This window comes from Aeromonas sp. QDB03, assembly GCF_027707985.1.
Lineage (GTDB): Bacteria > Pseudomonadota > Gammaproteobacteria > Enterobacterales > Aeromonadaceae > Aeromonas > Aeromonas hydrophila.
In genome coordinates this window covers 1-26,145 of sequence record NZ_JAPCJG010000020.1, presented here as the reverse complement: position 1 = coordinate 26,145, position 26,145 = coordinate 1, and the positions used below count along the sequence as shown (strand labels likewise).

The 26,145-nt window shown below is 56.9% G+C and carries 31 protein-coding genes and 2 pseudogenes; 13 read left to right on the top strand and 20 right to left on the bottom strand.

All coding sequences use genetic code 11. The annotated features are described in order from the left end of the window. Window positions 1-146: 146 nt before the first annotated feature. Window positions 147-1,028, top strand: coding sequence for a carbapenem-hydrolyzing class A beta-lactamase KPC-2 (locus PG900_RS22720; protein ID WP_004199234.1), 882 nt, complete (start codon window positions 147-149; stop codon window positions 1,026-1,028). Window positions 1,029-1,277: 249 nt separating this feature from the next. Here the strand turns inward: PG900_RS22720 and PG900_RS22715 are convergent. The 10 genes and pseudogenes from PG900_RS22715 to PG900_RS22665 form a co-directional block, all read right to left on the bottom strand. Continuing rightward, a pseudogene (locus PG900_RS22715) lies at window positions 1,278-2,141 on the bottom strand (IS1182-like element ISKpn6 family transposase); the annotation flags it as partial. A gap of 463 nt (window positions 2,142-2,604) precedes the next feature. Further along, window positions 2,605-2,760 (bottom strand): hypothetical protein, encoded by a 156-nt coding sequence (locus tag PG900_RS22705; RefSeq protein ID WP_013213988.1) that lies wholly within the window; start codon window positions 2,758-2,760, stop codon window positions 2,605-2,607. 127 nt (window positions 2,761-2,887) lie between these two features. Continuing rightward, window positions 2,888-3,313 (bottom strand): antirestriction protein, encoded by a 426-nt coding sequence (locus PG900_RS22700; RefSeq protein ID WP_013213989.1) that lies wholly within the window; start codon window positions 3,311-3,313, stop codon window positions 2,888-2,890. A gap of 110 nt (window positions 3,314-3,423) precedes the next feature. Then, entirely contained in the window at window positions 3,424-3,702 is a 279-nt protein-coding gene (locus tag PG900_RS22695) for a hypothetical protein (protein WP_013213990.1), read from the bottom strand. 533 nt (window positions 3,703-4,235) lie between these two features. Next, window positions 4,236-4,796 carry a replication protein gene (locus tag PG900_RS22690; RefSeq protein WP_014343471.1) on the bottom strand — a complete coding sequence of 187 codons (561 nt, stop codon included), beginning with the start codon at window positions 4,794-4,796 and terminating at the stop codon, window positions 4,236-4,238. 663 nt (window positions 4,797-5,459) lie between these two features. Continuing rightward, the gene (locus PG900_RS22685; protein ID WP_015060223.1) at window positions 5,460-5,882 is read right to left on the bottom strand and encodes an antitoxin MazE-like protein; all 423 of its coding nucleotides are present in this window, start codon (window positions 5,880-5,882) and stop codon (window positions 5,460-5,462) included. After that, complete coding sequence (locus PG900_RS22680; RefSeq protein ID WP_045286807.1) at window positions 5,879-6,199, bottom strand: BrnA antitoxin family protein; 321 nt, start codon at window positions 6,197-6,199, stop codon at window positions 5,879-5,881. The genes PG900_RS22685 and PG900_RS22680 overlap by 4 nt, the downstream gene beginning before the upstream one ends. Continuing rightward, the gene (locus tag PG900_RS22675; protein ID WP_015060221.1) at window positions 6,159-6,437 is read right to left on the bottom strand and encodes a BrnT family toxin; all 279 of its coding nucleotides are present in this window, start codon (window positions 6,435-6,437) and stop codon (window positions 6,159-6,161) included. Before PG900_RS22675 ends, PG900_RS22680 begins: the two co-directional genes overlap by 41 nt. Window positions 6,438-6,478: 41 nt before the next feature. Beyond that, a complete protein-coding gene (gene traI / locus PG900_RS22670) occupies window positions 6,479-9,151 on the bottom strand; it encodes a TraI/MobA(P) family conjugative relaxase (protein WP_033996285.1) in 2,673 nt (890 codons plus the stop codon). Next, window positions 9,132-9,452 (bottom strand): plasmid mobilization protein, encoded by a 321-nt coding sequence (locus tag PG900_RS22665; protein WP_021029055.1) that lies wholly within the window; start codon window positions 9,450-9,452, stop codon window positions 9,132-9,134. Before PG900_RS22665 ends, traI begins: the two co-directional genes overlap by 20 nt. A 309-nt stretch (window positions 9,453-9,761) precedes the next feature. On the opposite strand from PG900_RS22665, the gene PG900_RS22660 reads away from it, so the two are divergent. From PG900_RS22660 to PG900_RS22645, 4 genes are read left to right on the top strand one after another with little or no spacing between them, the layout of a single operon-like run. Beyond that, window positions 9,762-10,118 carry a hypothetical protein gene (locus tag PG900_RS22660; protein ID WP_058656681.1) on the top strand — a complete coding sequence of 119 codons (357 nt, stop codon included), beginning with the start codon at window positions 9,762-9,764 and terminating at the stop codon, window positions 10,116-10,118. Window positions 10,119-10,130: 12 nt separating this feature from the next. Beyond that, complete coding sequence (locus PG900_RS22655; RefSeq protein WP_015060218.1) at window positions 10,131-10,814, top strand: nucleotide-binding protein; 684 nt, start codon at window positions 10,131-10,133, stop codon at window positions 10,812-10,814. Then, entirely contained in the window at window positions 10,807-11,457 is a 651-nt protein-coding gene (locus PG900_RS22650) for a DUF6753 family protein (protein ID WP_015060217.1), read from the top strand. The genes PG900_RS22655 and PG900_RS22650 overlap by 8 nt, the downstream gene beginning before the upstream one ends. Then, a complete protein-coding gene (locus tag PG900_RS22645) occupies window positions 11,454-12,176 on the top strand; it encodes a hypothetical protein (protein WP_015060216.1) in 723 nt (240 codons plus the stop codon). The genes PG900_RS22650 and PG900_RS22645 overlap by 4 nt, the downstream gene beginning before the upstream one ends. A 24-nt stretch (window positions 12,177-12,200) precedes the next feature. Here PG900_RS22645 and PG900_RS22640 read toward each other — a convergent pair whose 3' ends face one another. The 4 genes from PG900_RS22640 to merR all read right to left on the bottom strand — a co-directional run bounded on the left by PG900_RS22640 (window position 12,201) and on the right by merR (window position 15,297). After that, the gene (locus PG900_RS22640) at window positions 12,201-13,028 is read right to left on the bottom strand and encodes a 3'-5' exonuclease (protein WP_011270172.1); all 828 of its coding nucleotides are present in this window, start codon (window positions 13,026-13,028) and stop codon (window positions 12,201-12,203) included. A 385-nt stretch (window positions 13,029-13,413) separates the two neighbouring features. Further along, the gene (locus tag PG900_RS22635) at window positions 13,414-14,325 is read right to left on the bottom strand and encodes a DNA-binding protein (RefSeq protein WP_270832349.1); all 912 of its coding nucleotides are present in this window, start codon (window positions 14,323-14,325) and stop codon (window positions 13,414-13,416) included. 305 nt (window positions 14,326-14,630) lie between these two features. Continuing rightward, a complete protein-coding gene (locus PG900_RS22630) occupies window positions 14,631-14,792 on the bottom strand; it encodes a hypothetical protein (RefSeq protein ID WP_198046902.1) in 162 nt (53 codons plus the stop codon). Window positions 14,793-14,898: 106 nt separating this feature from the next. Beyond that, window positions 14,899-15,297 carry an Hg(II)-responsive transcriptional regulator gene (merR, locus tag PG900_RS22625; protein ID WP_003089120.1) on the bottom strand — a complete coding sequence of 133 codons (399 nt, stop codon included), beginning with the start codon at window positions 15,295-15,297 and terminating at the stop codon, window positions 14,899-14,901. 74 nt (window positions 15,298-15,371) lie between these two features. Here merR and PG900_RS22620 point away from each other — a divergent pair, with 74 nt between their 5' ends. From PG900_RS22620 to PG900_RS22610, 3 genes are all read left to right on the top strand, one after another. After that, window positions 15,372-15,548 (top strand): mercuric transporter MerT family protein, encoded by a 177-nt coding sequence (locus PG900_RS22620; protein WP_224873767.1) that lies wholly within the window; start codon window positions 15,372-15,374, stop codon window positions 15,546-15,548. Between the two features lie 296 nt (window positions 15,549-15,844). Then, complete coding sequence (locus PG900_RS22615; RefSeq protein WP_000427619.1) at window positions 15,845-16,849, top strand: IS110-like element IS5075 family transposase; 1,005 nt, start codon at window positions 15,845-15,847, stop codon at window positions 16,847-16,849. 370 nt (window positions 16,850-17,219) lie between these two features. Continuing rightward, window positions 17,220-17,510: a hypothetical protein gene (locus PG900_RS22610; RefSeq protein ID WP_042650710.1), complete on the top strand. Its 291-nt coding sequence runs from the start codon at window positions 17,220-17,222 to the stop codon at window positions 17,508-17,510. A 154-nt stretch (window positions 17,511-17,664) separates the two neighbouring features. Here PG900_RS22610 and PG900_RS22605 read toward each other — a convergent pair whose 3' ends face one another. The 3 genes from PG900_RS22605 to PG900_RS22595 form a co-directional block, all read right to left on the bottom strand. Continuing rightward, complete coding sequence (locus PG900_RS22605; protein WP_223936815.1) at window positions 17,665-18,579, bottom strand: replication initiation protein; 915 nt, start codon at window positions 18,577-18,579, stop codon at window positions 17,665-17,667. A gap of 266 nt (window positions 18,580-18,845) precedes the next feature. Beyond that, window positions 18,846-19,133: a type II toxin-antitoxin system RelE family toxin gene (locus PG900_RS22600; RefSeq protein WP_068979439.1), complete on the bottom strand. Its 288-nt coding sequence runs from the start codon at window positions 19,131-19,133 to the stop codon at window positions 18,846-18,848. Beyond that, on the bottom strand, window positions 19,123-19,365 hold the full coding sequence (locus tag PG900_RS22595; protein ID WP_068979438.1) for a type II toxin-antitoxin system RelB/DinJ family antitoxin: 243 nt from the start codon (window positions 19,363-19,365) through the stop codon (window positions 19,123-19,125). Before PG900_RS22595 ends, PG900_RS22600 begins: the two co-directional genes overlap by 11 nt. Before the next feature lie 178 nt (window positions 19,366-19,543). On the opposite strand from PG900_RS22595, the gene parA reads away from it, so the two are divergent. Then, window positions 19,544-20,173, top strand: coding sequence for a ParA family partition ATPase (gene parA, locus PG900_RS22590; protein WP_068979437.1), 630 nt, complete (start codon window positions 19,544-19,546; stop codon window positions 20,171-20,173). Then, window positions 20,170-20,403: a hypothetical protein gene (locus PG900_RS22585; RefSeq protein WP_068979436.1), complete on the top strand. Its 234-nt coding sequence runs from the start codon at window positions 20,170-20,172 to the stop codon at window positions 20,401-20,403. The genes parA and PG900_RS22585 overlap by 4 nt, the downstream gene beginning before the upstream one ends. 67 nt (window positions 20,404-20,470) lie before the next feature. Here PG900_RS22585 and PG900_RS22580 read toward each other — a convergent pair whose 3' ends face one another. Both PG900_RS22580 and PG900_RS22575 read right to left on the bottom strand, forming a co-directional pair. Continuing rightward, window positions 20,471-21,739 (bottom strand): IS4-like element ISApu1 family transposase, encoded by a 1,269-nt coding sequence (locus PG900_RS22580; RefSeq protein ID WP_011191342.1) that lies wholly within the window; start codon window positions 21,737-21,739, stop codon window positions 20,471-20,473. Between the two features lie 317 nt (window positions 21,740-22,056). Next, window positions 22,057-22,428 carry a hypothetical protein gene (locus PG900_RS22575; RefSeq protein WP_004099020.1) on the bottom strand — a complete coding sequence of 124 codons (372 nt, stop codon included), beginning with the start codon at window positions 22,426-22,428 and terminating at the stop codon, window positions 22,057-22,059. Window positions 22,429-22,584: 156 nt separating this feature from the next. Here PG900_RS22575 and PG900_RS22570 point away from each other — a divergent pair, with 156 nt between their 5' ends. Then, a complete protein-coding gene (locus PG900_RS22570; protein ID WP_045892401.1) occupies window positions 22,585-23,859 on the top strand; it encodes an IS4-like element ISApu2 family transposase in 1,275 nt (424 codons plus the stop codon). 13 nt (window positions 23,860-23,872) lie between these two features. On the opposite strand, the pseudogene PG900_RS22565 reads toward PG900_RS22570, so the two are convergent. Next, a pseudogene (locus PG900_RS22565) lies at window positions 23,873-24,250 on the bottom strand (DUF4158 domain-containing protein); the annotation flags it as partial. Window positions 24,251-24,412: 162 nt separating this feature from the next. Between PG900_RS22565 and PG900_RS22560 the strand changes: the two are divergent. Together PG900_RS22560 and PG900_RS22555 are read left to right on the top strand one after the other, a co-directional pair. Further along, window positions 24,413-24,970: a recombinase family protein gene (locus tag PG900_RS22560; protein WP_001217881.1), complete on the top strand. Its 558-nt coding sequence runs from the start codon at window positions 24,413-24,415 to the stop codon at window positions 24,968-24,970. A gap of 122 nt (window positions 24,971-25,092) precedes the next feature. Then, on the top strand, window positions 25,093-26,073 hold the full coding sequence (locus tag PG900_RS22555) for an IS481-like element ISKpn27 family transposase (RefSeq protein WP_013213985.1): 981 nt from the start codon (window positions 25,093-25,095) through the stop codon (window positions 26,071-26,073). Window positions 26,074-26,145 lie beyond the last annotated feature (72 nt).

Sequence of the window (26,145 nt, the reverse complement as noted above, 5' to 3'; positions counted from 1 at the left end):
AAGATCCTTTTTGATAATCTCATGACCAAAATCCCTTAACGTGAGTTTTCGTTCCACTGAGCGTCAGACCCCTAATCCCAGCTGTAGCGGCCTGATTACATCCGGCCGCTACACCTAGCTCCACCTTCAAACAAGGAATATCGTTGATGTCACTGTATCGCCGTCTAGTTCTGCTGTCTTGTCTCTCATGGCCGCTGGCTGGCTTTTCTGCCACCGCGCTGACCAACCTCGTCGCGGAACCATTCGCTAAACTCGAACAGGACTTTGGCGGCTCCATCGGTGTGTACGCGATGGATACCGGCTCAGGCGCAACTGTAAGTTACCGCGCTGAGGAGCGCTTCCCACTGTGCAGCTCATTCAAGGGCTTTCTTGCTGCCGCTGTGCTGGCTCGCAGCCAGCAGCAGGCCGGCTTGCTGGACACACCCATCCGTTACGGCAAAAATGCGCTGGTTCCGTGGTCACCCATCTCGGAAAAATATCTGACAACAGGCATGACGGTGGCGGAGCTGTCCGCGGCCGCCGTGCAATACAGTGATAACGCCGCCGCCAATTTGTTGCTGAAGGAGTTGGGCGGCCCGGCCGGGCTGACGGCCTTCATGCGCTCTATCGGCGATACCACGTTCCGTCTGGACCGCTGGGAGCTGGAGCTGAACTCCGCCATCCCAGGCGATGCGCGCGATACCTCATCGCCGCGCGCCGTGACGGAAAGCTTACAAAAACTGACACTGGGCTCTGCACTGGCTGCGCCGCAGCGGCAGCAGTTTGTTGATTGGCTAAAGGGAAACACGACCGGCAACCACCGCATCCGCGCGGCGGTGCCGGCAGACTGGGCAGTCGGAGACAAAACCGGAACCTGCGGAGTGTATGGCACGGCAAATGACTATGCCGTCGTCTGGCCCACTGGGCGCGCACCTATTGTGTTGGCCGTCTACACCCGGGCGCCTAACAAGGATGACAAGCACAGCGAGGCCGTCATCGCCGCTGCGGCTAGACTCGCGCTCGAGGGATTGGGCGTCAACGGGCAGTAAGGCTCTGAAAATCATCTATTGGCCCACCACCGCCGCCCTTGCGGGCGGCATGGATTACCAACCACTGTCACATTTAGGCTAGGAGTCTGCGCGGCAGAGCCGTGTGACCGGTTTTCTGTAGAGCACTGACGATGGCGGCGGCGCTCTCTGCAATTGGCAAGGCGTCGGCGCCAAGGATACCAATCTTGCGGCGCGCGGCGTGTTATGACGACTGGGGTGCATTTGAGCCGCCCCATTTAACCTTCGCCCTCACAGATACGCCATTCGCCTCAGATTTAGCGCCATGCAGACGAGCTTCCACTCGGCTTGCACCTTGTCCAGGCCCCTCATGCTGAACTGACGCAATCCCATCACCGCCTTGATCCAACCATTCGGAGCCTCCACGATCGACTTGCGCCGGCGGTAAGCTGCATCGCCTTGCTCCGTTTTCAATTTCGCCGCAATCGCCGCCGTATGCGGATGGGTCTTGGCATTGACCTTGGCATCTTCACGTCCCTCGCGGCCGAGGGCAACGATGACATCGCCGTGGTGATCGGCGACCTTTGCCAGAACAGCCTCACTACGGAATCCCGCATCCGCCAGCGTCTGGGCCGGCATTTCTCCGGTGTTGGCCTGAACTGCTGCCAGCATGCCCAGCAGCGCCTGACTGTCCGCGGCGCAGTTGGTCAACTCCGCCGCCACGATGATCTGGTGCTCGGCATCGACCGCTGTGTACCCGTTGTAGCTCTGCTCGGAGCCACCACCGGCGTGTTTCATGATCCGGCTGTCCGGATCGGTGAAGCTTTCCTGATCACGGTCATCCGGCACACCAAACTCGCGTTTGTACGAGCCACCGCCCTTGTCCGAGCCATCCGGATGGCGAGGCCGGCGGCCATCGTCTTCGCTGCGCCCCCGGGCCTGGTCCGCTTCACGCTGGCGCGCTTCCAGGCGCGCCTTTGCCGCCTGGATCGCCTCCAGGCGCTTCTCGCGGCGAGAAATCTCGGCAGGAATGTCCAGCTCCGGCTCGTTACGCTCCTGGTCGTCGGTAGCCTTGGCGCGATCAAGCAGCGCCTTGATCTCGCAATGCAATTCGTCCTCGGCCGGCTTCATGCGCTTATAGCTCATCGCCTTGTGGTCGCCATGTTTGGCGGCTTCGTATTCAGGTTCTTTAGAGAGATCCTTTAGATCGCCGTTCCTCACTACTGCCGGGAAGTCTCCCCAGGGAGCACGTTCGGCCTTATGTTCGGTCATGGTTTCAATCCCGGTCAGCGTCCCATATAGCCCCGAAACCTGCCAGGTGGGCCAAGATAGACCAGGCACCATAAGCAATAGGGCTAGGGTTGGTTTTGCTCACCCAACGCCTGAAGGTTCGGGTTCCCTTTCCGCTGCCTCTCTCACCAGGCAAACCAACGAGATCAGCGACATCAACGCCACTGAGAGGCTTACTAAGCCCTTTTCGTTGCCTAATCAGCTCCAACACCTCTTTGATTTCATCGGCGGTTGGAGCCTGCCAATCTTCAGCGAACGGCCTAAGCGTTTCAGGTCTAATCATGCGATAAATCCTCAAATAGCCCCGGTCAATGCCGGGGCTTTTTTATCAATGGGTAACGGTCGCGGCGGCCTCCCGATACGCCTTCAGTTCAATCAAGAGCAAGCCAAGCTCCCGCATCTTCATGCGCGGCATATGAACGGGGCGGCGGGCCGTCAGAGCGTCGCCAATGTGTTTTGCAAGTGATACAATATCCGTATTCATCGCGTTTATCCTCAAATTGACCGGTGAAAGCCCCTGTGATTGGTTGCAGCCATACCAGGGGCACCATTTCTTTTTCTACCTATGCACCTCCTTTAAGAGCCCCGGCCATCACCGGGGCTTTCTGTTGCTAGTCTATTGCGGCCAAGATGGCCTCTTTTTCGTCATGCTCACAAGCCCAATCCCGCAAGCTGTGATACAGCCTTGAAAACCGCTCCTGGTCAGCGCCTTCTGTGTGAAATGACAGATGGCTATAGAGGTAGAGGCAAGCGGTAATCCCGGCAGCATCGGCGCTCATTTGGCCACTAAAGTAGTTCATGGCCTCGATGTTCAGCATTTCATCACGACGCCCAGGAGCCATATAAAAGCCGCCGTTCGACAGCTCCCACATAAGCCAATAAGCCCCGCGATACTCGCGGCAGAGCCCTTTCATTTGCTGGTAAAGCATCGACTCGAAAACCACATAGAAACGGCCTACATAGCGGGGCATTGCAGCCATACGGCGAGGGGTGGCGACCAGGGAGCAGATCAGGGGATTAAGTTCTGTTTGCATCATCGGAGTTCTCCGGTATTGACCGTGGCGGGTGCCCGGCCTTCTGAGATATATAATAGGCCATTTTGGCCTATTGTGTCAAGCGGGTACAATAAAAAATAGGCCAAATCGGCCTACTTTTTTTCTCTCCAACTGAGCCACATTTTATTCAGCTCCAGGCTGCGGGCTGGCCAATCTGGCAGATTCACCGCATGGGCGCGGTAGTTGATCCGAGTATTCAGAGTGCAACGGGGAAAGGGGTTGGCCACCTTGCAGTAACGATAAAACAGACCGACGAGGCGAGCACCGTAACGATCACGCTCCCAGGTCAAAACGTTGTGCATATGCTCGCGGCGTTCGCGTATCCATTCTCGATAGAGTTGGTGAAAGGTGCGGTTAGCTGTGTGGATCATCGGAGTTCTCCGGTATTGACCGTGGCGGGTGCCCGGTCTTCTTAATTAAGATTATAGGCCAAAATGGCCTACTATGGCAAGAAAAAGCGCGCTCTACGTTAAAAAAATCACGTAGTCGCGGGGGATTGCCGCCAAGATTTCGCATAGCGTCGCCTGATTTCGTACGTACGAAATGGGCCACCTGGTCGAGCTGCTGCCGATGCCTGGTGAGTTGGCCACCTGGTTGATTTCCTTCTGGCGTCCAGATCTGAACTTGGCCACCTGGTCGAGCTGCTGCCGGTGCCTGGTAAGTTGGCCACCTGGTTGATTTCCTTCTGGCGTCCAGATCTGAACTTGGCCACCCGGTCGAGCTGCTGCCGGTGCCTGGTAAGTTGGCCACCTGGTCGAACTGCTGCCGGATCTAAAGGTGGAATATTAAGCAGGTAGTGATAGACTGAGATCCAGCATGGCTATACGCCTGCTAACCCCTCAAAAGAAAGCAGCCTCTAGGGCTGCCATCCGTTACGAAATCTCACTCACTTTGAAATAGCCATCTAAACGGCTTTACACCTGGCCGCCTGAAGGGCAACCGCTGAGGCTTCGCCATTAGTAATAGGGGAGGGACTTGTCTCACTGTTTTGTTGAGGTGAAGGCTTGCCCAGGCGATACCATTTAGCCCGGCTCATGCCCATAGCTTCCCAGGGCTTTTGCCTGCTCAATGAGTTGGCTTCATAGGCTTCACGCTCAAGCTGGCCAGCGGCGCGGCGACGTTCTTCATCACGCAGTCTATCGCGCTCTCTGCGGCGCTTCTGAGCCTCGTCAGTGCTGATAATCGTCTTCAGTTGCTCTTGTTCTTGCTGTGAGATCTGGAATAGGTTGATCAGCGTGTCGTTTTTGGGCGTGTATAGCGGTGCAAACGACTTTCCGCCGAACTCGACACGTTCCCCAGCCTCATAGGATTTCGCCTTGCTGTAGAGCGTCATAAGCTCTTTGGAGCGGTAAGACCAACGAGTATCCAGCTCGGAGGAAAGAGCGGCGGCCTCATGGTACATCTGGGCGCTGTTTGTTGCCCCGGAGAGAAGGAGAAAGTTAAGACGCCAGAAAAGATGCCTCATTCGCTCGCCTTCGTTGATTCCACCTCTGAGCTGGCCCAACTTGCGTAGGTCTTCCAGGGGGAACCGCAGAATTCGGAAAAAATCGTACGCTAAGCTAAGGAAGGTCTGAAAAAGCCCCCGCTCGAGAAATGCATCCCAGCAACCATGCGGGTTACAGAGCGGTGATTTCGCGAAACATGGGCTTTTTCAGAGCTTCCTTAGCGTTACGATAAAGCTAGCATGGAAACGATAGGTGCAAGCAAGTTAAGGGTTGCATCGCGCATGTCAATCTAGGCTATACCTCAACTGGGCGTCAGTCGGCTCACTGGCATCGCGTCAGACTAGGGCCGCTTTCTGCATTATCTGACGCCTAAACGTCAAACTCTATGGCCTCAACCTGACAGGCCGCATGCTTAGCGTACGATTTTGTCCGTTTTCTCTACCGTCCCCATCCAGGGGCTGATCGGTCGCCAGCGCGACCAGAACCGGCTTGAGGTTATCATTCGTGCAGCGGACTCCTGATACTGTTCGTTCAATAGACGACTGCACAACAGCCTTCAAACCGCGTTGTCTGGTGCAGTCGTCTTCTGAAAATGACAAAAACCGCCCCTTGCGGCAACTGTCCAACAAACCACCGTTTGCTGAACACTTGCCGGGTTACGATGAAACACCAACAAATGCCGCTCACTGCCTGCCCTGCCACGCCTTCACGGCCTCGGCCTGCGCCTGTGCCGCATATCCTTCATCGAGACTGCCGAAGGTGTCCGCCGCTACCTCGTCCATTAGGGTCTGCAAGGCCGTGTCGGCACTATCCGCTTGCGCAACAAGTTGGGCCTGTCGGCGGGCTTCCATCGCTGCCTCGGCGGCTTGCAAGTCCTCTCGGTCTTGCAGTTCCTCCACGATGTTTTCGCGCCAAGTCGCATCACTGCCCGCCTCGTTGCATAGCTCGCTGAGACGCTGCGCGGCATCCTCTGAACGAGCAAAAAGCCGCGCACATCGCAGGATGCGGGCGGCTTCTTCCGGGTTGCCTCTGGCTTGGTCGAACAAGAGCATTTCGCCCACGGCGGCGAGGGCTTCAAGCTCAAGCTGCTTGTCGTCGCCGCTCATTTCGCGTGCGCCTTGTGCGCCTCAACGTAGGAGCGCAAAACAGCATTCATGCGCGACTGATAACGCTTGCCGGTGTGCTTGAAGAACTCCAACACTTCGGCATCAATGCGCAGCGTGATTTGCTTCTTGGTGTGGGGCAATTGCTCCGCTGCCTTCATCCAGACAGCATCAGGCAGATAGGGTGCATCGCTATAGTCGATCTGCTCATCCGGCATCGAGGCCACGGCATCCAGTCGCGCCTTCTGCTCGGCGCTCAACTGTGGCGGCTTCTTGAGGTCAAGAGTTCGCTTCACGATATTGCTTTCTTTCGTCGGCATTTGCTTTCCTCGCAGAGATAAGGCGGATGGTTTCCTCGTGTCGGACGGTGTAGACCACATACAGGACAGCCGAGTAGGCAAGCCCAATCGTTGCCCAACGATCTTCCCCGTAGTCCTCGCGTCCGTCGTAGGCTTCAACCCGCCCGGAGTCGTAAAAAACAAGCTCGGCATCCTCGAAGGAAACGCCGTGCTTTTTCAGGTTTCGTGCCGCTTTATCGGCGTCCCATTCAAGTTCCATTGTGTTCTTATTGTAGCGTCTTTTTGTAGTTACATCAAGTCTTATCGACTCATGCCGGGTGAGTTGTCGCGCTCGATCTTCTGCGCCTTGGCCTGCTCCTGCTGGCGTACAGGCTCGCGCCCTTCCAGCTTCTCCCACTGCTGGCGGTACTTCCCAAGCTCGGCGGCTTGCCGGTCGCCTGCGGCGCTGTAGGCATAGCGGGCGGTGCGCTGCGCGTAGTCGTTCCAGTCGCGCCCCTCGTCCTTCTGCCGGGTGGCCGGGGCGCACTGGCGGATAGCGCCCTCGATGGCGGCTTGATCGTGGCCGGTAACGCGCATCCGCACGGCAATCATGGAATCCACGCGGGACAAGTCCACCTCGCCGCCACGCTGCCGCTTGATCACGTCGCGGTAATGCCGCTGGTAAGCGTCGATCGCGCTGCCGCTGGCCGCTGCAAGCTCCAAGGCGGGCTTGGCTTTGCTGCGTTCTGGCTGCTGCGCCTTCAAGGCGGCCTGACGCTGATACTCGGCGTCGATCTGGCTGGACAGGGCCAGCGCCTTGACGCACTCGCGGCGCTCGGCCTTGAGCAAGCGCACTTCGGGATAGCTGCCGTCCTCGCGCTGGTGCTTGGGCTTGCGATTCTCGTAGCCGGGTGCGCGGTGCGGGTGGATGGCTCCCGATAGCTTCGGGTCGCCGTATTCACGGTTCAGGGCATCGCTCAGCCGGTTGCCCACGTCCTTGTCGTGGGCCGTCCCCAGCTTCGGCACGGTGATGATGGCCTGATAGTTGCCGGGGCTTGATTCCAGCACAACGGCGGGCCGGTAGCCGTCACGGATAAGCCGCTCCAGCTTCTCCCGGTTCATGTCGTCGATGAGGATGTGATGCTTCTTGTCCGATAGTGGCGTGTAGTAGAGGTTTTCGCCCCGGCGCTGTAGGCGCAGCATCTCCGGCGTGCGCTGCTCGATCTCCTGCGGCGTGAAGCCCCGCGTGATGCCGTCCTTCTTGTCGAGGATGAAGGTTTGCTTCCTTCCGTCTGCCTGCATCTTGATGGACGTTACCCGGTAGCGCTCCGCGCCTACCGCTTCCGCGTACAGCTCAAACTGCTTTAGCTGCTCCGATTTCATCGCCTGCGCCCTCTCCTGCTGTATCCGCTGCCGCTCCTGCTGGATGCGCTCCTGAAGCTCAGGATTCGTGATCTTGAAACCGTGCTCTGCTGCTAACTTCGCGCACATGGCCTTGTATTCGTCGTTCCCGGTTACGGTGAAGCTGCCCCACTTCTGCGCCGATAGCTGCAAGGCGGCAAGCGTGCTGTCCCGGTTGCGCCAGTCGTGAATATCGATGCTTTTTCCCTTGTCCACGAAAGACACACCCCCGCCCGCCCCCGCTTCTTCCTTCCGGCTGTAATGCACCTGCTGGCCCACGATTTCAGGCTGATAGGCGCGGATGTCTCGCGGCGTCGGCGGCTCGCCGCTCGCGCCCTCGATGCGCTGCGGCTCGCTGGCGCGGTGCCGCCACTGCTCGGCAAGCTCCGGGCTTTTCTGCATCCGCTGCCACTGCTCCAGGTCGGGATAGGGCCGGAACTGCTGCCGGTGCTGCTCGCGCTGCTTCTGGTGCTTCTCTTTCAAGGCTGCTTTCTCTGCGGCCTGCTCGGCGGCAATCACGCTGCGCATGGCGTTGAGCACTTCGCCCTTACCCTTCCAGTTGCCGCGCATGAGTTCATCGCGGCGGGCTTTCTGCTGCTCGGCAATCTGCTTGCGCTCCTGCTCCTGCCGCTTGTCCAGTGCCAGCTTGGCCGCGTTCTTTTCCGCGTAGTGCGCCTTGCGCCCGGTGATGTAATCCTTCCATCCCGGCACGTCTGGCTTGATCGGCTCTGGCTCGCGCTGTGCTACCTGCTGACGCTGCGGCGGCGGCTGGTAAGCTCCGAGTCGCTTTTGTAACTTGGATAGGCTCGCGTCCCGGTCTGCGCTGCTGGCCTTCACGCCAACATCACCGACAAAGAGCGTCGCCCCGCTGCCTGTTTTCTCGTAGCGCATCCCCTTGGCTGCTAACTCGCGGTGCAACTGCTCCCACGTCTGCGCCTTTTTGATGATCGGTGCGCCGTCCTCAATGGCGATGCGTTCGGCGGATTTCTCCCCGGTGCGGTTTTCCATGTCGCGCTTCGGCTGGGCTGGCTGGCGCGGCTTGTCCTTGTCGATGTGCTCCCGGCCTAACTCACCATTCTCCAACACCTGATAACGCCCGTTCTGCTCACGCTGCCAGCCTTGTGCGTTCTCGATTCGTGCTATCGCCTTGTGCGCTGCCTCAATGTCGAAGCCGTTATTGATCTTCACCACCTTGAGCGTTTCAGGATGCACGCGGTTGATGGCAAGGTGCAGGTGCAAGTTGTCCGTGTCGGCGTGCAAACCATAGATGGCTTGATGGTCTTTAACACCTAGCTCATCCATGAAAATGCTTACCGCTTCTTCGACCTGCTCCGGGCTGGGCTGCTCGCCTTCTCGCCAACTCAGGACATAGTGATTGATCGTGTCCTTGCTTCGCACTGCCTCTTGTGACAAGGCAATCATTTCTGCCGTCTGGCTCTGTGGTTCATCGGTGATGAATCCACGCGCCCCGGCATGGATGCACTTCTCCTGCGAGTTCTCACGCTCCGGCTCGCGGATGTAGTCGGTTAGGCGAGAAACGCGAACCGCCTTGCTTGCTGCCTTCTGCGGGTTCTTAACCTTCTTGACGATCACGGCTCAGTTTCCCGATGTAGGCTTTCAGGGCCACAAGTGCCCCGGCTGTGTCCTTGTTGTAAATGCCTCCGCTTTCGTTGTGGATGTGCTTGAGCAATCCACCGATGCGCCGCAGCTCCTTGAGCATCACAGCGTCAGCGTTGGCAATGATCGGCCTGCCGAAGTAGCGGCGGCGGACAAGCTCGGACATGCTCAACCCGGCAAGGTCGGCATCCTCTTTCAAGCGGGCCTTCTCCGCTGCGGTCAGCCGTACATTGATAACGGCGTCCAGCGGTTCCGGCCCCTGCGTTTCAAATGGCATCGTGTCTCCTTCTCGCCGGGGCGGGGGGCGGGGTGTGTCTTGGACAGTAAGAAGCGAGAGCGCCGCACTGTCCGGGGTCAAGGGGATACCCCTTGCAGGATAAGCCAGACCGTGAGAAGCGAAGCGCCGAATGGGCAGGCGTCCGTTGGAACCACGTGGCGAAGCCATGTGTGTTACAACGGTCATCCTGTATTGCTCATCCGCTCTACTATCGTATCAGCAGTTTAGGTGCACGGGACGCACTTTGCAACAAGCACAAATGGCGCTATGCTGTCAACTCCGCAACAAGTAAGCAAAGGAGTTAGCACGATGAAGCATACGACAGAACAGCTAGAGGCTATCGCTGCAAAGCTGCGAGAGATGCCGCCAGTCGAGAAAAAGAAGCAAGAGCACAGCAAGCAAGATGCCGTGCGCATACTCTCGAAGGAAATCGCCTTGTTGCAAAAGCGTGGATACACGCTTGACCAGATTTCCGAGACGCTGCGCGGTGAAGGTCTGAGCATCGCAACTCCAACACTCAAGAGCTACTTGCAGAGAGCAAAGCCAGCGAAAAAAGCTCCGGTGCACGCACCGGGAGACACACCCCGCCCCCGCCCCGCCGTCAAGAAGCCTGCGGATACATCAAAGGCGACATTCACCCCGAAACCTGACAGCGACGACATTTAAGGAGTAAGCAACATGGCGAAAAGCATTTACCTGATCGGTGGCAGCAAGGGCGGCGTTGGCAAGTCGCTTGTCACGATGGCAACGGTTGATTACCTGCAAGAGCGCGGCGAAAGCGTCTTGCTGATTGAGTCTGACACCTCTAACCCGGACGTATGGAAAGCCTATAAAGAAAGCACGGAAACGGAGCTTATCAATCTGGATGAGGCGGACGGATGGATTCAGCTAGTGAACTTGTGCGATAGCAAGCCGGATAGCGTCGTGGTAATCAACACGGCAGCACGGAATAACAAGGGCGTGAGCGCCTACGGTGAAACACTGAATAGCACGCTTGAAGAACTCAAGCGGAAGCTGGTCACGCTGTGGGTGATTAACCGCCAACGGGATAGCCTCGAACTGCTCAAGGAATACATGGACGCAATTCCGAATGCGGATGTTCATGTGGTACGCAATGGACACTTCGGGGAAGAAAATAAGTTCGAGCTTTACAACGGCTCCAAGCTGCGCACGGCGGTAGAGGAACGCGGCGGGAAATCGGTGACATTCCCGGACATGGCCGACCGTGTGAGCGATGACATTTACAGCAAGCGCATGAGCATTGCGGTAGCACTCAAGGAATTGCCCATTGGCAACCGTGCGGAGCTTACGCGGTGGCGCAACGAGGCCAAAAAGGTATTGGAGGCCGTAGTCCATGAGTGACCTAGACGACAGCTTTGCAAAGCTGCTCGGCAGGCAACCTAGTGACGCGGAGCGGCAAAGTCTTTACCGGGTTCGGGATGCACTCGGCCTGAAAAACAATGATGCGCTGTGGCTGGTGCTCATGGCCTTGCAACACTACCAAGGCCAGTATGAGAAGTTCCCGCAAGCGATAGCACAAGCAGCCAAAGATACCTTGGTCAATTTCAAGGTAACGGCGGATGCAACCGTGAAAGCATCAGCGGAAGCAGCCAAGGCGGATTTGGCGCAAGCGGTAGCAGCAGCAGCGCAAGAGGTCGCGCACAACACATCAGCAAAGCAGATGTGGCAGTGGGCGGCGGGCTGCATCGCCGTGGCCTTCCTGTGCGTCGGCCTGTTCGGCTGGTACATGCACAGCAGCGGCAAGGATTCGGGCTATCAGGCCGGATACGGCGCCGGATACGGCGCGGGATACACCGAAGCCAAGGACGAGAAAGCGGCGGCGGCATGGGCCAACACGCCAGAGGGGCGCTTGGCCTACCGCTTCGCTCAAACGGGAAGCCTCGCCAGCTTGGCGAAGTGCGATAGGCCGGGGTGGTACGTCGAAAAAGGCGTGTGCTACGTCAAGCCCGCATCGGATGGCACCTACGGATGGAGGTTGCCATGAGAATCAAGATCAAAGGAGAAATCACGGCAGAACGCCTAGCGGAAGCACTGCACGCAGCAGCAGAAAAATACGAAGCTGTGAGGCCGGGGCACAAGGTCTATGGGGCCAATCTTTACCTCACGGCATTCGATGCGGATGGTCTGCCTTTCGATCTGGTAGACCATCGCGGCGAACCGCTTTCGATCACCATCGAGGCCAAGTCTGGCGAACTGGTAAAACCAGCACTCACAGCAGAGGGTGAAGCACGCCGACAGAAAGCCAAAGAGGAAGCACGAAGGCAAGCTGAAGAAGCGGAAGCTGAAGCACAGCGCAGACACAGGCAAACCTTAGACGAATACGAACAGGAGCGGCAAAAACGACGGAAAAAGGAAGCCGAAGCAAGAAAGCAATTTGAGGACGCGAACGCAATCACTGCCGAACTCTTGAAAACCATGCCGGAACGCTTCATCGACGAACTGAACAAAACCGTGCAAGGCGTTTGGGACGACCTCAAGCCAACCGAAACGCAAGGCAAGAAGAAGGGCCAGCCGAAAGCACTACCAGTCTTTTCCGTCCATGCGGACGGCCTGTTGCTCTCCGTCGAGACATGGAAGAACCCACGCCGGGTGCTCAATCCGCTTTGCACACTTCAGCACGGAAAAATAGCCCCATTCTGGATGCACGAAGCGTGGTTAGAAGCCATGTGTGGGATGCGAATAAAGATTCATCCGTACAAATAAAGTCTCATTCTTTGAAATAGAGTTTCATCCTAAAACAGAGGGCAAAGCCTCCTGCGGGACGGTGGCCACTTTCGGCCCTGCCGGTCGCCGTCCGTTCGTGCGGCGCTGCAAGTATCGCAGCACACCCAGCGTCATGCGGGCGTCGGCAAGGGCGCGGTGTGCGCCGTCTTCTGCCACGCCGCAGTCGGTCGCAGCCTCGATCAGCTTCAACCATCGCCAGCGGTCGCGGCTCCGGTCGTACTCTCCATGCCACTCGGCATACATCAGCATCGCGCAAGCGGTCGTCAACACTGGCGCGGTGATTCCGTGTATCTGATAGGTCTGCCGCAGCAAGCGCGCATCAAAAGCGACGTTGTAGGCAACGACGGTTCGGCCAGCAACGGCGGCGGCGTACTGCTCGGCCACCTCGGGCCAGCTCGGCGCACTGGCCACCATGGCGTCGGTGATTTTGTGAATCGCTGTCGCCTCGACCGGGATTGGCCGGGTCGGGCGTACCAGCGTGTCGAGGATCGGTGCGCCGGTCACGTCGAGTATGGTTATCTCGCAAATCTCGGCGTCATCACCGAGGCCGGTGGTTTCGGTGTCGAGCACAATGCAGCCTGCGGCGATCAGGTCTTTTGCCTGCGCTGCGACGTGCTGGCGACGGACTTGGGCACGCCCAGGCATCCAGCGCCACGGCACGCACTCGGCTGGGTTGTACACATCATAAGCCCCCTGACCTTGCCAGACACTGCCAGCGGGCTTGGTGTTTAGTCCCGGCATGAGGCGGAGGCGTTCCTTGAGGTGCTTACGGCATAGAAGCCCCTTGGCCTCTGCTTCGGTCGGGGTGAGGTGTTTTCGGGTTTTGGGCATACGCCCCCCTTGTTGGTGTCTCAGTCCCGGCGGTAGTGGGCGACGATTCAGACGCTCGAAAGTATGAGACTTTATTTTCACGATTCAGGCCGCGCCCAATGCCACGCGATCCTTTCAGAATGACACTTTACCCGCCTGCCAAGCCTGAGTCTTTCAAAACAGTCCTGAAAATTGGCGTAGCTTAGGATGGGACTTTATTTGCATCCCACAGCTTCGCTGTCTGCGGCCTCTCTCGCCCACCATGCAGGCCGGGCGGCTGCGGATGACAGCGCCCCCACGGCCCACAATGCAAGCTCCTGATCGCCCAGGTTCGCAGCCTGCACGATCACCGCCCCAAGCTGCCGCAACTCATCGGACAGCGCCTGAAATTCTGCGGCGCTTGGCATCACTCGCCCCCCTTCCCTTTCGGTGCCTTCGTGGCCTTCTCGGCGGCCTCGGCTTTGTCCTGCTGCCGTTGCAGCGCCTCAAGCTGCCCGGTAAGTCGTGCGGCCTGCTCGCGGGCCTCTGCTGCCACCTTGCGAGCCTCGTCACGCTCGGCCTGCGTCTGCCGGGTTTCCTGCGCTGCTGCGGCGCGGGCGGTGTCGTGGGCCTGTGCAGCCTTGGCGGCCTGCTGCTCGATCTGCTCGGCGCGGGCCTCTGCGCGGCTCACACGGTCGGCGCACGCCTCCAGCTTGGCGGCCAGCACGGCGGCCTGTTGTTCGGTGGCGGTGCGGCCCTGCTGTGCCTCGGCCAGTGCGGCGCGTAGGCGCTCAAGCTCGGCGGCCTGCTCGCTCACGCGCTCGGCCTGCGCCTCGATCTTGTGCCGGGCGGTTGCCACCTCCAGCCGGGCAGACTCTGCCGCCTGCTGCTCGCGCTCGATGCGCTGCTGCGCCTCGGCCAAGTCGGCGGCCTGCTGGGCGGCTTTGCCTGCCAGCGTGTCGCGCTCAGTGGTCAGCACGGCCACCTGCTCGGCCAGCTCGTCGCGTTCGCCTTCCAGCACCTCGCCAGCGGCGGCCAGTTCGGCGGCCTCCGCCTGCGCCTGCACCAGACGGCCCTCGATCTCGCCGCGTGCCCGCGATGCGGCCCGCTCGATCTCGGCGGCAATGGCAGCGGTCAGCGCCTGCGGCAGTTCCGGCGCAGCGGCTGCGGCCACCGGGCGGGCCTCGTGCCACGCGGTCAAGTGCTTGTGAATAGTGTTCGGGCTGCCGGTGTCGCCCAGCTTCTCCCGCACCGCCCGGATGGTCGGCTGCTGACCCTCGCCTGCCAGCGCATCAGCGACGGCGGCGACCTGCTCAAAAGTGATGCCCTGACGTGCCATGATCGTTGCTCCTTTCGTACCATATCAGCGTAAATCGTACCAATACAGATATGATACGCAATACAGATACGATATGCGAGCGGTTTTCGTAACGTACCGCTGCCCGGTCGGCTGCTCGTTTTTGGTGAAACACCGTGCTGACGCCTCGCCTTCGGCTCGTTGTCGGCCAGAAACGGGCCTACAGCGCGTTTTGAGAGGGTAAGAAAGGGGGCAGGACGAAGGGCGAAGACCGCTACCCTGCCCCCAGAGCCTCACGGCGGCGAGTGGCCTCCGGCGGCCCTGCCGGGGGCATCTTGCAAACACGATCAAGGCGACAGCCGTTTGACCGCATCCACAAATGACAATCTGAACAGGTGCATGGTCAGGTCGATGGCACCGCCGCCCTGCTCTTTCCGCGTGTCGTACCACTTCGGCCCGGTCGCCAGTAGCTCAACACCGCCGCCACCAATGGACACATTCAGCCGCACCGTAGCTTTGTCCTTGGGGTTTGGGGAGCAATGGAACCAAAAACCAACGTAAGCTCTGAATCCCACCGTAAAGGGGCTTTCCGATCTCCAGCTCACCCGCCAGGCATTACTCTCTGATCAGTGCCTCGATGATCGGGCAGATCGTTCCGCCGTCTCCCGCATCACATTGCTGCACCAGTTCGCCTAACAGTTGCTGCATGACGACCAAGTCGGCCATCTTCTGCTCGATCAACGCGAGCTTGCGTGCAGCCCGTGCTCGCGTTTCGGCACAGGCGCACGACTCATCCAGCGTCAGCAGTCCACCGACTTCCGAGAGCGTGAAACCCAGCGCCTGAGCCCGCTTGATGAAACGCAGTCGCTTCACCATGTCCACCGGATAGCGCCGATGGCCACCCAAGGGTTTGGCTGGTTCATCCAGCAGCCCGCGTCGCTGGTAGTAGCGGATCGTCTCGACGTTCACCCCGGCGGCGTCTGCCAGCTTGCCAATGGTCAGCTCTGTGGCCATCACTTTCTCCTTGATTCCGTACTTTGGTACGGAGTTTAGAATAGCACCTAGGCAATCAGGCTCAGGAGATGGGAATGGGGATGCAACTCACCGGGAAAGGCTCGCTGGTCGCGAGTTCGCTGACCGCCATCGGTGCGTCGGTGTGCTGTGTCGGGCCACTGGTGCTGTTGGCACTCGGTGTCGGCGGTACGTGGGTGGGCGCTCTGACCATGATGGGGTCGCTTCAGAATTCGGAAATTAAAGCACGTTAAGAGATCCGATACCCAGCAACTGCGCGGCTTTGCGCAAGCTGCCAACCCCTAGAAACAGCATTTTCGTGGTTCTCGAAACTCGGCTGTTTCAGCCGTGCAATATGAGAGTGGTTTTCGAGAAAGCAACATGCCATACCAGCACTAGCGCGGATCTGATTCTCATTGAAGCCTCTCAAAAACGATCGTTTGCGAGAAGCTAGACCATGCCAGCGGCTTACCGTACGATTTTTAATGAGATGGTCACTCCCTCCTTCCCAGTACTATGCTGAGGACAGGCTTTCATTCGGAGAACCATCATGGAAAACATTGCGCTTATTGGTATCGATCTGGGTAAGAACTCTTTCCATATTCATTGTCAGGATCATCGTGGGAAGGCCGTTTACCGTAAAAAATTCACCCGACCAAAGCTAATCGAATTTCTGGCGACATGCCCGGCAACAACCATCGCGATGGAAGCCTGTGGCGGTTCTCACTTTATGGCACGCAAGCTGGAAGAGTTAGGGCATTTTCCAAAGCTGATATCACCGCAATTTGTCCGCCCATTCGTTAAAAGCAACAAAAATGACTTCGTTGATGCTGAAGCTATCTGTGAAGCAGCATCACGTCCATCTATGCGTTTCGTGCAGCCCAGAACCGAATCTCAGCAGGCAATGCGAGCTCTGCATCGTGTCCGTGAATCCCTGGTTCAGGATAAGGTGAAAACAACTAATCAGATGCATGCTTTTCTGCTGGAATTTGGTATCAGCGTTCCGCGAGGTGCTGCCGTTATTAGTCGACTGAGTACCCTTCTTGAGGACAGTAGTTTGCCTCTTTATCTCAGCCAGTTACTGCTGAAATTACAACAGCATTATCACTATCTTGTTGAGCAGATTAAAGATCTGGAATCTCAGTTGAAACGAAAGTTGGACGAAGATGAGGTTGGACAGCGCTTGCTGAGTATTCCCTGCGTTGGAACGCTGACTGCCAGTACTATTTCAACTGAGATTGGCGACGGGAAGCAGTACGCCAGCAGCCGTGACTTTGCGGCGGCAACAGGGCTGGTACCCCGACAGTACAGCACGGGAGGTCGGACGACATTGTTAGGGATTAGCAAGCGGGGCAACAAAAAGATCCGAACTTTGTTGGTTCAGTGTGCCAGGGTATTCATACAAAAACTGGAACACCAGTCTGGCAAGTTGGCCGACTGGGTCAGGGAGTTGTTGTGTCGGAAAAGCAACTTTGTCGTCACCTGTGCTCTGGCAAACAAGCTGGCCAGAATAGCCTGGGCACTGACGGCGCGACAGCAAACTTACGAAGCATAAAGGCAGAAATACACCAGTTTAAACAATCATTCATCTGGTTTTGCGAATACTGATATTGATGATACTAACGGCCCACCGGCCTGTTGAGGAACCTGTAAAACGGAAAGGCTCATTGAAGCCGTATATTTTCTGGAGGTTCATCAGGCGCGGAACTCATCGAGGCGCGGGAATAAAATCCCATTCAGACGCCGGATAGATTCAAGCAAGCCAACTTGTCGTCAAAATCGGTGTTGCAAAAACGGGAGTGACCATAGATTCCGTTTTCTGAGGTGACCCCCAGTACAGCAAAAAAACAGGGGGTCGGCAACTAGCCAATTATCGTCACAGTGACACATAATCAATTACCGTTACAGTGACAGGAAATAACACCATGAAGGACACCAAGGATCAGGGGACTGGGGACATGTTTGGCATCAAGCGCGGACGGGGTAGGCCAAAAACCGGATCAGCCAAAACAGGGGCAGAACGACAAGCAGCCTACCGTGCAAAGCAGCAGGACAATAACGTTACTGTGACGATAAATCGGGCATTGGTAGAGGGGCTGGATGCCCAGATGCAGGCTATCCGGGATGGAGGGTCGGCGGTGGTACTGACCCCGGAGCAGGCCGGGGAGATTCTGCGGGCACTGCGAACGGCAGAGAACAAACAGCTCCGGGGATAAGACCTACTGCCCACAGGCCAAACACATGGCCTGATGGACAGCCCTTCGGGATCGGCCTTACCCCCCTCGCAACGAGCCTCTCTCTCTTAAATGACTTTCGAGAAGGGGCCGCCCTACGGGCGCTGTTATCTGATATGGCTTGTTTTCGCGATCGCTATTTTGAAATTTTGGCGTACTTGCTTACCGTACTGGCGGAAATATTGAGATCGTCGGCGATGGTGCTATGCGGGTATCCGGCAGCCTTCATGCTCTGAATGGCTTCCCACAACTCCCAGTTAGTCCGGCTTGTTCCCATGGGCCTCCCGCCCCCCTTGGAAACCTTGCCCCCCTTGGCCCCTCTGGTTGCCTGAATGGCGCGGAACTCGGACGGGGTGAAATGTCGCCATACCCAACGGGCGATGCTCTTGGCCGTGGCCTTCGTCTCGGACACGGGCAACGGACCGCCCTGCTCCAGCCCAAACGCATTGGCACTGTCACAGGCAGCTCTGACAGCCTCAGCCCATGCGTCGTACCCATTGGGTCGCCAATACTCTCTGACGGCGCTGTAAGCCCACTCCCGCACGTTGTCGAACAGGGTGACGTTACGCCCTAGCCCGCTCGCCTCCTTGCGGCTGCGGCGACTGTAGGCGGCGAGATCTTTATCCGGGCAGAACTCGGCCAGATAGTCGAGAGAATAGGGCTCAATGGGGTGCCAGACCGTCCACCAATCGCTGTGTGTGGGGTTCTTGGTGATGAGGCCTGTGAACCGCATGTCAGCCCCTAACCGATGCGCCATAACGTGTTCTATGGCGGCCAGATAGCGCAATGGTTTCGCCTTGGCTGCGCTGGTGCGGGCCACAGGGGTAGCCAGCATGTAACCGATGTGGGCACGGCCTCGATGACAGACCCCGTTCTCGTCCAGCCCTTCATCCAGGTTGATGGCGATCCAGTGTGGAGCTGGCAGTCCAGCGGACTCCCATGCGGCGTATCCATCTGGTCGGTCGATATCGAATACCAGGCAGGCGACGTGCGGCGGCGGGTTGTGCTGGATGTGGCGATAGGCCAGCGCGGTAGCCTTCGGGCGGATCAACAGGCCCTGTGACGGGTCATCAGTACAGTAGGGGCGATGAGGCAGACGTTCGACAAACGAGGCGCGAGAGGCTGTTTTCGTCAATGATGCCCGCGCTTATTGGCGGGGCAGGGTTGTTTAGCGTGATCCATGTGTTATTATTTTCCTGTTCTTAGTGAACGACCCCGAACTCTCTTACCGACTCCGCCAAGATGAAGATAAGAGATTCGGGGTTTGTCTTTTCTGGCCAGTACGTTACCGCAGGCGGTCACACCTTACAACGTCCGCTAATCAAGACGTGACATGGCATCCAGATATACCTCTTCCCGTTCGCGCCTCCCCACTGCGACCACGAATACCACCACCCGATCATCCTGTACCTGGTAAACCAACCGATACCCCGCGCCACGCAATTTGATCTTGTAGCAATCAGACATCCCATTCAGCCTGTTTGCCTCAATCCTGGGGCGCTCGATCACCTCTGAAAGTTTCTTTTTGAACTGCTGGCGAACGGTATCGCCCAACTTTTTCCACTCTTTCCACGCTCGCGGATCAAACTCGAGTTCAAAGGTCATCCAGCGATACCTTGATGCCTTTCTGCGGGCTGGCCAAGCGCTCTCGCACGATGGCTAACAGTGCCTCTTCGTCCTCCGTCACCACGGTAGTGCGAAACGGGCTCCGCCCCTGAGAGGCCACATACTCCAGGGTTTGCCGGATAATATCCGAGGGGGTCACCCCCAATTTGTCCAGCACCGCAAATGAACGTGCCTTCAGTTCATCATCAATGCGCAGGTTAATCGTGCCCATAACCGCCTCACTTTGTAATTTCAAACGCCATTACATTGTAATACTGGCAATACCGTTGCACAACCAGAACTAGGGAGTGCAGGCCGGACGAACTCATGGAGTCTGGAACTTATTTTGATTGCTCATTGCATGTGCTTTTCTGTATTTTTACAAAACCACAAATAATGAGAATTCAACCATGATCATCGGACTGCTCAACCAGAAGGGCGGCGTTGGCAAGACCACCCTCAGCGTGAACCTGGCGGCTAGCTTGGCCCGCCGCGGCTTTCGGGTTCTTCTGATCGATGCCGATCCACAAGGCTCCGCCCTGGACTGGGCCGCAGCTCGTGATGGCGAGCCCCTGTTCTCGGTCGTCGGCCTCCCCAGAGCCACCGTGCATAAGGAGATCGGACAACTCGGCCAGGGCTATGACCACATTGTCATCGACGGACCACCACGGGTAACCGACCTCGCTCGCTCCGCGATCATGGCCGCTGATGTGGTGCTGATCCCGGTACAACCCAGCCCCTACGACATCTGGGCAGCAGACGAGGTGGTGAAGCTGATTGAAGAGGCTCGCATCTACAAGGAAGGACTGAAAGCCGCTTTTGTGGTTAATCGTAAAATCGCAAATACAGCCATAGGGCGGGATGTTGGTGCAGCTCTGGCCGCCTACCCCATACCTGTCCTAACCGCCAGTATCACCCAGCGCGTAGTGTTCGCAGAGGCCGCAGCCCAAGGCCGCGCTGTTCATGAAACTGATGAGACCGGTCCAGCCGCCGCAGAGATCGATGCCGTCATGGCAGAATTGATGGAGATTGCACGATGAGCAAGAAGGTCACCATCGGCGCCAAGCCGACCAGCAAGAGTGCGCAGGCCTCCGCCGATGAGTGGGTAGAGAACCGCAGCACCGGCAATGCACCTGAGCCGATGAAGCGGCTCACCATCGACATCCCCGAAAGCCTGCACCGCGCAATCAAGATGCAATGTGCATCGCGCGGAGCCAAGATCGCGGACGAGGTGCGCGAACTGCTTTTGAAGAAATACGGAAATCTGTAATTGCGATTTTGATAGGCAGCAAAAAGGGGCGGCGGATTTACCGTAACGCCCCTTCATGTACAGGACCTTAAGCGGCGAGTCCATTTAAAACGCCTTCCAAGGTCCTGTTCTGTATCGACTTTCTCTGCTTGGTTCGGCAGGCGTTCTTGGCCAAATAATCGGCAGCCCATTCCAATCTTTCCCTTATTTCTGTCAGCGCCCTATGGGCCACTGCTTCCAATAGCGGTAGCCACCACGTCGCACTGTTCTTCGACGCTTTCAGCATCGATAGCGCCCCACTCATCACACTCTGCGCGACCCGTCTCTTCATCACCAGCGACAGCAGGCTCGTCCACACCAACCCCTCGGCAATCGCTTTCTCGCCCGTCACAAACCCCTTGAGCCGGTTGTGCGATTTCCACTCTTTAAATAACAACTCCACCTGCCAACGGCAGCGATACAGGCTCATCACCTGCTCTGCTGACCATGCTGCTCGCGGTAGGTTCGTCATCCACAGACAGAACCGCTTTTCCTCAGCAAACCAGCGCCGGATCAACCGGTACTCGACCTGGCCGGACTTCACCACCATATCCAGTACCTCGGCCCGACAGCGTCGCCGTCCGGCCTCTCTCAGAGATAGTCCCGCCAGCTTGGGTACTTCCCGTCCATCACCGCGCCAGGCTTGGATTATCTTGGGGTTCAGGCTTTTCGTGCCGCGCACCAGATAAAATCCGCCAGCGTCGTTCACCTGCTCAAACCAAGCCCTGTCAATGTAACCTGCGTCAGCCAGCAGCAGGCAGTTGGTCAGCGTGTGGGCTTCAGGCAGAAATTGCCGTTCCCCTGCGGTATCGGCAGACACACTCATGCACAACGGGCTCTGCTCCGACAGTGACATGGTCATATGGCACTCGATAGCTGCCGGACTGATGGTCTTGAACCGGCCGGGAAAATCAGCAGCAAGGCGCCGATGCACCGCAAAGGAGGTGCCATCGTGCAGTAACACCTGCTTGAACGCGCCGAGGGAGGCTGCTTTGAGTTGATGGTCGATACGCAAGGCGATGGCCCGCTCGACCAGGGCTTTCATAAACAGGGCAAAGCTCTCTTTGCGCAGCTGATTGTGAAACGGTTTGTAAGAAACCTGATGGGTGTTTACCAGTTGCAAGGCATTGAAATGGCGGTGTAAACCGGCAATGTCATTGACCTGGTCGCCTCCCATGGCCCGCAGCAGTGCAGGTACGAGCATGGCTGGGGTAATGGCACGCTGACGCAGACAAAACTTGCAGAGCCGAGCAATGCGCTCGAGTGCGGCGGGAGCCAAGAGTTGCTCCAGATAGTAATTAGCGTTGATAATAGTCATAGGCTTCGCGCGTGTTGATTTTGTTTGGCGATAAAATCAGATCACAAACGAAGCCTTTTTTATATCTATTTCAATTGGTTGCCGCTAAAGATCCTGTACATGAGTGAGGGTTATGGTGGCTATATGCTGGATATTGCTATTCAGATGACAGCCATATGGGGAAGATTACAGGCGCCTGAAATAACAGCAGAGTATGGAGTGACTACCACGGCTGGAGGTTGGCACGGGCTGATCCCCTCTCCCTTTGGGAGAGGGTTAGGGTGAGGGGAGCTGGCTGACCGGGTGTAGCAACCAGGCGGCATTACACCGCTGAATCTTCAGTTATTGAAATTCCACGCGATCGGCAGTTCGACGTCGAAGATAAGTGCATCCCCGTCGAGGCGAAAGGCCAGGCTGGTCTGGTGCTGGTCGTATTCGTTGATAATCAGGCAGCTCTCGGCGAAGTTGGACTCGTAGTTGATATGGGCCACTCCTTCACGGCCGTCAGCGAGTTCGATGCTGAGCACCCGCAGCGGGTTCTCCTGACTGAGGTTGACCCGGGTGTCCCCCACGTCCACCAGCCGTTCCAGCAGAGGGAAGAAATCTTGTCTGTGGGTCGTTATGGCCTGGGTGATGGCCTGCTCCAGCTCAGCCTGGGTGGCGAAGGGGCCGCCGAGTGGGTAGCGGGTCTGGATCCTTTCCTGAGTCATTGCGTTTCCTCCTGAACTGAGATGTGGCAACAGTTTGGCCGCTGCAGTGACCTGTCATGTACAGGATCTTTAGCTACAACCAATTGAAATAGATAGAAAAAAGGCTTCGTTTGTGATCTGATTTAATCGCAAAAAAAAACCGACACGCCCGAAGCCATGACTATTATCAATGCAACCCAGTACCTCAAGCAACTTCTTAGCTCTTCTGAACTCAACCGGATCGGTAAATTTACCGGTTTTTGTCAGCGACTCCGGGATATCCAGCCTGCGAGACTACTCCCGGCTCTGCTCTCAGGGCTTGGTTGCGACAAGGTGGATGGTATTGCTGGTTTGCATCGCCATTTCAATGCGTTGCAGCTCCATGATACTGACCAAATAGCGTATAAACCCTTTCACAACCAGTTACGCAAGCAGGGTTTTCCCTTGTTCATGCGCGCACTGGTTGAACGAGCCATCGCCTTACGCCTCAAGGAGTGTCTACCGGACGCCCACGGACTGGCAGGCTTTGAGCAGGTACTGCTGCAGGACGGGTCGTCATTCGCGTTACATCCGCAATTGGCAGAACATTTCCCGGGCCGATTCAATAAGCACAGCCCCGCTGCGGTAGAGTGTCATATGACCATGTCCTTGCTGGACCAGTCGCCGATATCGATGAGTATCACGGCGGATACCGAATCGGAGCGCAAGCATCTTCCGGCCGAAAATTCGTTAAATAACAAACTGTTATTGGCGGATGCCGGTTACATCAGCCGCGAGTACTTTGCTGATGTGACCAAAGCCAAAGGAAGCTATCTGGTCAGAGGGAGTCAAAATCTCAATCCCAAAGTACAGGCAGCTTACCGACAGGACGGCAGGGAAATGCCCAAGTTACTCGGAAAAAAGCTCAAGGATATCGATCGGAGAAGCTGCAGAGCCGAGGTTCTGGATCTGGATGTGAGTTCGGGAAAGTATAAATATCGACTCATAAGACGTTGGTTTGCAGAGGAAAAACGGTTCTGTATATGGATGACCAATCTTCCGCGTGAGCGATGGCCAGCCGAGAAGGTGATGGCATTGTATCGTTGCCGTTGGCAGATCGAACTGTTGTTCAAAGAGCTGAAATCACATAACCGGTTGAAGGCGTTCGCGACACGACAAAAAGCGATAGCGGAAGGCTTGATCTGGGCTAGTTTGCTGGCCTTGCTGGTCAAACGTCGGCTGGCGCTGACGCTGATTGGCAGCGCGGAGTTATCGATGCTGAAGATTGCCAAAAACAGCGCGCTTTGGTTAATGCCGATATTGGCGAGCATCATCCATGGTGCGTGGCAGGAAATAACAGAGAAGTTGGAGTGGGCAATGGTGTATTTATCCAAAAACGGCAAAAAGAGTAGGCAGAGAAAATCCAAGCAAAACAACACGTTAGACGGTATTATTAATTCGCTTGCCGCTTAAGGTTCTGTACATGAAGGCGAAATGTCCAGGGCCAGGCAAATTCACGATACTGATAGTGCTGACGTATCAGCGCTGCATGCTCACGGCGGGTATTTTCCCTCTGACCGTATTCTGCAAGAACGGTGATATCACGAATCCCGAGCTGTCTGGCGGTAAAATGCCGGACGCCGGAAGGAATATGATTCATATCGGTGAGGAAGGTGCCCAGAAAACGGACACATCCAATTTGCAGGGCAATGCCCAGACGGTTGTGATCACCTCTGCTTTTTCCGATAAATTCCTTGTCTGCTTCATCAAGATGAAAATATCGTGCCAGCTGAAGCTCATCCGGTTCACCGGTGAATCTGCCATAGCTTTCAGTCTGCTCAGTGGTCAGAAAGTCAACGGGCATATCGGCCTCCCTGCCTGACGGGCATTTAGTAACATTTTTGCAACCGTCCGAAATGTTATAAATTATCAGACATAGTAAAACGGCTTCGTTTGAGTGTCCATTAAATCGTCATTTTGGCATAATAGACACATCGTGTCTGATATTCGATTTAAGGTACATTTTATGCGAATTTTTGGTTATGCGCGGGTCTCAACCAGCCAGCAGTCCCTCGATATTCAGATCAGAGCGCTCAAAGATGCAGGGGTAAAAGCTAACCGCATCTTTACCGACAAGGCATCCGGCAGTTCAACAGATCGGGAAGGGCTGGATTTGCTGAGGATGAAGGTGGAGGAAGGTGATGTCATTCTGGTGAAGAAGCTCGACCGTCTTGGCCGCGACACCGCCGACATGATCCAACTGATAAAAGAGTTTGATGCTCAGGGTGTCGCGGTTCGGTTTATTGACGACGGGATCAGTACCGACGGTGATATGGGGCAAATGGTGGTCACCATCCTGTCGGCTGTGGCACAAGCTGAACGCCGGAGGATCCTAGAGCGCACGAATGAGGGCCGACAGGAAGCAAAGCTGAAAGGAATCAAATTTGGCCGCAGGCGTACCGTGGACAGGAACGTCGTGCTGACGCTTCATCAGAAGGGCACTGGTGCAACGGAAATTGCTCATCAGCTCAGTATTGCCCGCTCCACGGTTTATAAAATTCTTGAAGACGAAAGGGCCTCGTGATACGCCTATTTTTATAGGTGTCTGGACTCGTGGGATCATGTACCCATGCGTAGCTGGCCGCTCTTCAAGGCCAGACACGTTTTGCGTACACTGTTCCAATCCGACTCTTCACTGGCAACTCGATGACCCAGGCACTGCACAGCCAAGCCCGTACTACCCACCTGATCCGTGAGGAAATCAGGAACTCGACGCTCCCGCAGGCCGAACTGGCCAGGATGTACAACGTCACCCGCCAAACCATCCGAAAGTGGCAAAACCGCGAGTCTCCTGAAGACAAGTCGCATGCGCCGAACAAGATGTACACGACGCTCACGCCCGAGCAGGAGCTCATCGTGGTGGAGCTGCGCAAGACGTTGCTGCTGCCCACGGACGACCTGCTGGCGGTCACGCGCGAGTTCATCAATCCAGCCGTCTCGCGTGCCGGCCTGGGACGTTGCCTGCGCCGCCACGGTGTCTCGGATCTACGTAACCTGGTCGAGCAGGAAGGCACTGCGCCCGCCACGAAAAAGACCTTCAAGGACTACGAGCCGGGCTTTGTGCACATCGACATCAAGTACCTGCCGCAGATGCCCGACGAGACGGCAAGGCGCTATCTCTTCGTTGCCATCGACCGTGCTACGCGCTGGGTCTTCATCGAGCTCTATGCCGACCAGACCGATGGCAGCAGTGGCGACTTCCTCAACAAAGTCCAGCAAGCCTGTCCCGTCAAGATCGTCAAGCTTCTGACCGACAACGGCAGCCAGTTCACCGACCGCTTCACGGCTGGCGGCAAGAAGAAGGAACCCAGCGGCACACACGTGTTCGACCGCCTGTGCAAGCAGCTCGGCATCGAGCACCGGCTCATCCCGCCTCGTCATCCGCAGACCAACGGCATGGTGGAGCGCTTCAACGGTCGTATCAGCGACATCGTCAACCAGACCCGTTTTGGTTCAGCTGCCGAACTGGAATCGACGCTGCGCAATTACGTCAAGATCTACAACCACAGCATTCCGCAACGCGCGCTCCAACACAAAACACCCGTTCAGGCGCTCAAGGAATGGCATGAAAAACGCCCTGAATTGTTCAGGAAACGCGTGTATAACCAGCCGGGTCTTGACATATAGGTTAATGTCATGATAATAATGGTTTCTTAGACGTCAGGTGGCACTTTTCGGGGAAATGTGCGCGGAACCCCT

Excerpts from the sequence above, each read along its gene's own strand:
- PG900_RS22720 (WP_004199234.1), top strand. The coding sequence starts at position 147 with ATGTCACTGTATCGCCGTCTAGTTCTGCTGTCTTGTCTCTCATGGCCG.
- PG900_RS22705 (WP_013213988.1), bottom strand. The coding sequence starts at position 2,760 with ATGAATACGGATATTGTATCACTTGCAAAACACATTGGCGACGCTCTG.
- PG900_RS22700 (WP_013213989.1), bottom strand. The coding sequence starts at position 3,313 with ATGATGCAAACAGAACTTAATCCCCTGATCTGCTCCCTGGTCGCCACC.
- PG900_RS22695 (WP_013213990.1), bottom strand. The coding sequence starts at position 3,702 with ATGATCCACACAGCTAACCGCACCTTTCACCAACTCTATCGAGAATGG.
- PG900_RS22690 (WP_014343471.1), bottom strand. The coding sequence starts at position 4,796 with ATGAGGCATCTTTTCTGGCGTCTTAACTTTCTCCTTCTCTCCGGGGCA.
- PG900_RS22685 (WP_015060223.1), bottom strand. The coding sequence starts at position 5,882 with ATGAGCGGCGACGACAAGCAGCTTGAGCTTGAAGCCCTCGCCGCCGTG.
- PG900_RS22680 (WP_045286807.1), bottom strand. The coding sequence starts at position 6,199 with ATGCCGACGAAAGAAAGCAATATCGTGAAGCGAACTCTTGACCTCAAG.
- PG900_RS22675 (WP_015060221.1), bottom strand. The coding sequence starts at position 6,437 with ATGGAACTTGAATGGGACGCCGATAAAGCGGCACGAAACCTGAAAAAG.
- PG900_RS22665 (WP_021029055.1), bottom strand. The coding sequence starts at position 9,452 with ATGCCATTTGAAACGCAGGGGCCGGAACCGCTGGACGCCGTTATCAAT.
- PG900_RS22660 (WP_058656681.1), top strand. The coding sequence starts at position 9,762 with ATGAAGCATACGACAGAACAGCTAGAGGCTATCGCTGCAAAGCTGCGA.
- PG900_RS22655 (WP_015060218.1), top strand. The coding sequence starts at position 10,131 with ATGGCGAAAAGCATTTACCTGATCGGTGGCAGCAAGGGCGGCGTTGGC.
- PG900_RS22650 (WP_015060217.1), top strand. The coding sequence starts at position 10,807 with ATGAGTGACCTAGACGACAGCTTTGCAAAGCTGCTCGGCAGGCAACCT.
- PG900_RS22645 (WP_015060216.1), top strand. The coding sequence starts at position 11,454 with ATGAGAATCAAGATCAAAGGAGAAATCACGGCAGAACGCCTAGCGGAA.
- PG900_RS22640 (WP_011270172.1), bottom strand. The coding sequence starts at position 13,028 with ATGCCCAAAACCCGAAAACACCTCACCCCGACCGAAGCAGAGGCCAAG.
- PG900_RS22635 (WP_270832349.1), bottom strand. The coding sequence starts at position 14,325 with ATGGCACGTCAGGGCATCACTTTTGAGCAGGTCGCCGCCGTCGCTGAT.
- merR (WP_003089120.1), bottom strand. The coding sequence starts at position 15,297 with ATGGCCACAGAGCTGACCATTGGCAAGCTGGCAGACGCCGCCGGGGTG.
- PG900_RS22620 (WP_224873767.1), top strand. The coding sequence starts at position 15,372 with ATGGGGATGCAACTCACCGGGAAAGGCTCGCTGGTCGCGAGTTCGCTG.
- PG900_RS22615 (WP_000427619.1), top strand. The coding sequence starts at position 15,845 with ATGGAAAACATTGCGCTTATTGGTATCGATCTGGGTAAGAACTCTTTC.
- PG900_RS22610 (WP_042650710.1), top strand. The coding sequence starts at position 17,220 with ATGAAGGACACCAAGGATCAGGGGACTGGGGACATGTTTGGCATCAAG.
- PG900_RS22600 (WP_068979439.1), bottom strand. The coding sequence starts at position 19,133 with ATGACCTTTGAACTCGAGTTTGATCCGCGAGCGTGGAAAGAGTGGAAA.
- PG900_RS22595 (WP_068979438.1), bottom strand. The coding sequence starts at position 19,365 with ATGGGCACGATTAACCTGCGCATTGATGATGAACTGAAGGCACGTTCA.
- parA (WP_068979437.1), top strand. The coding sequence starts at position 19,544 with ATGATCATCGGACTGCTCAACCAGAAGGGCGGCGTTGGCAAGACCACC.
- PG900_RS22585 (WP_068979436.1), top strand. The coding sequence starts at position 20,170 with ATGAGCAAGAAGGTCACCATCGGCGCCAAGCCGACCAGCAAGAGTGCG.
- PG900_RS22580 (WP_011191342.1), bottom strand. The coding sequence starts at position 21,739 with ATGACTATTATCAACGCTAATTACTATCTGGAGCAACTCTTGGCTCCC.
- PG900_RS22575 (WP_004099020.1), bottom strand. The coding sequence starts at position 22,428 with ATGACTCAGGAAAGGATCCAGACCCGCTACCCACTCGGCGGCCCCTTC.
- PG900_RS22570 (WP_045892401.1), top strand. The coding sequence starts at position 22,585 with ATGACTATTATCAATGCAACCCAGTACCTCAAGCAACTTCTTAGCTCT.
- PG900_RS22560 (WP_001217881.1), top strand. The coding sequence starts at position 24,413 with ATGCGAATTTTTGGTTATGCGCGGGTCTCAACCAGCCAGCAGTCCCTC.
- PG900_RS22555 (WP_013213985.1), top strand. The coding sequence starts at position 25,093 with ATGACCCAGGCACTGCACAGCCAAGCCCGTACTACCCACCTGATCCGT.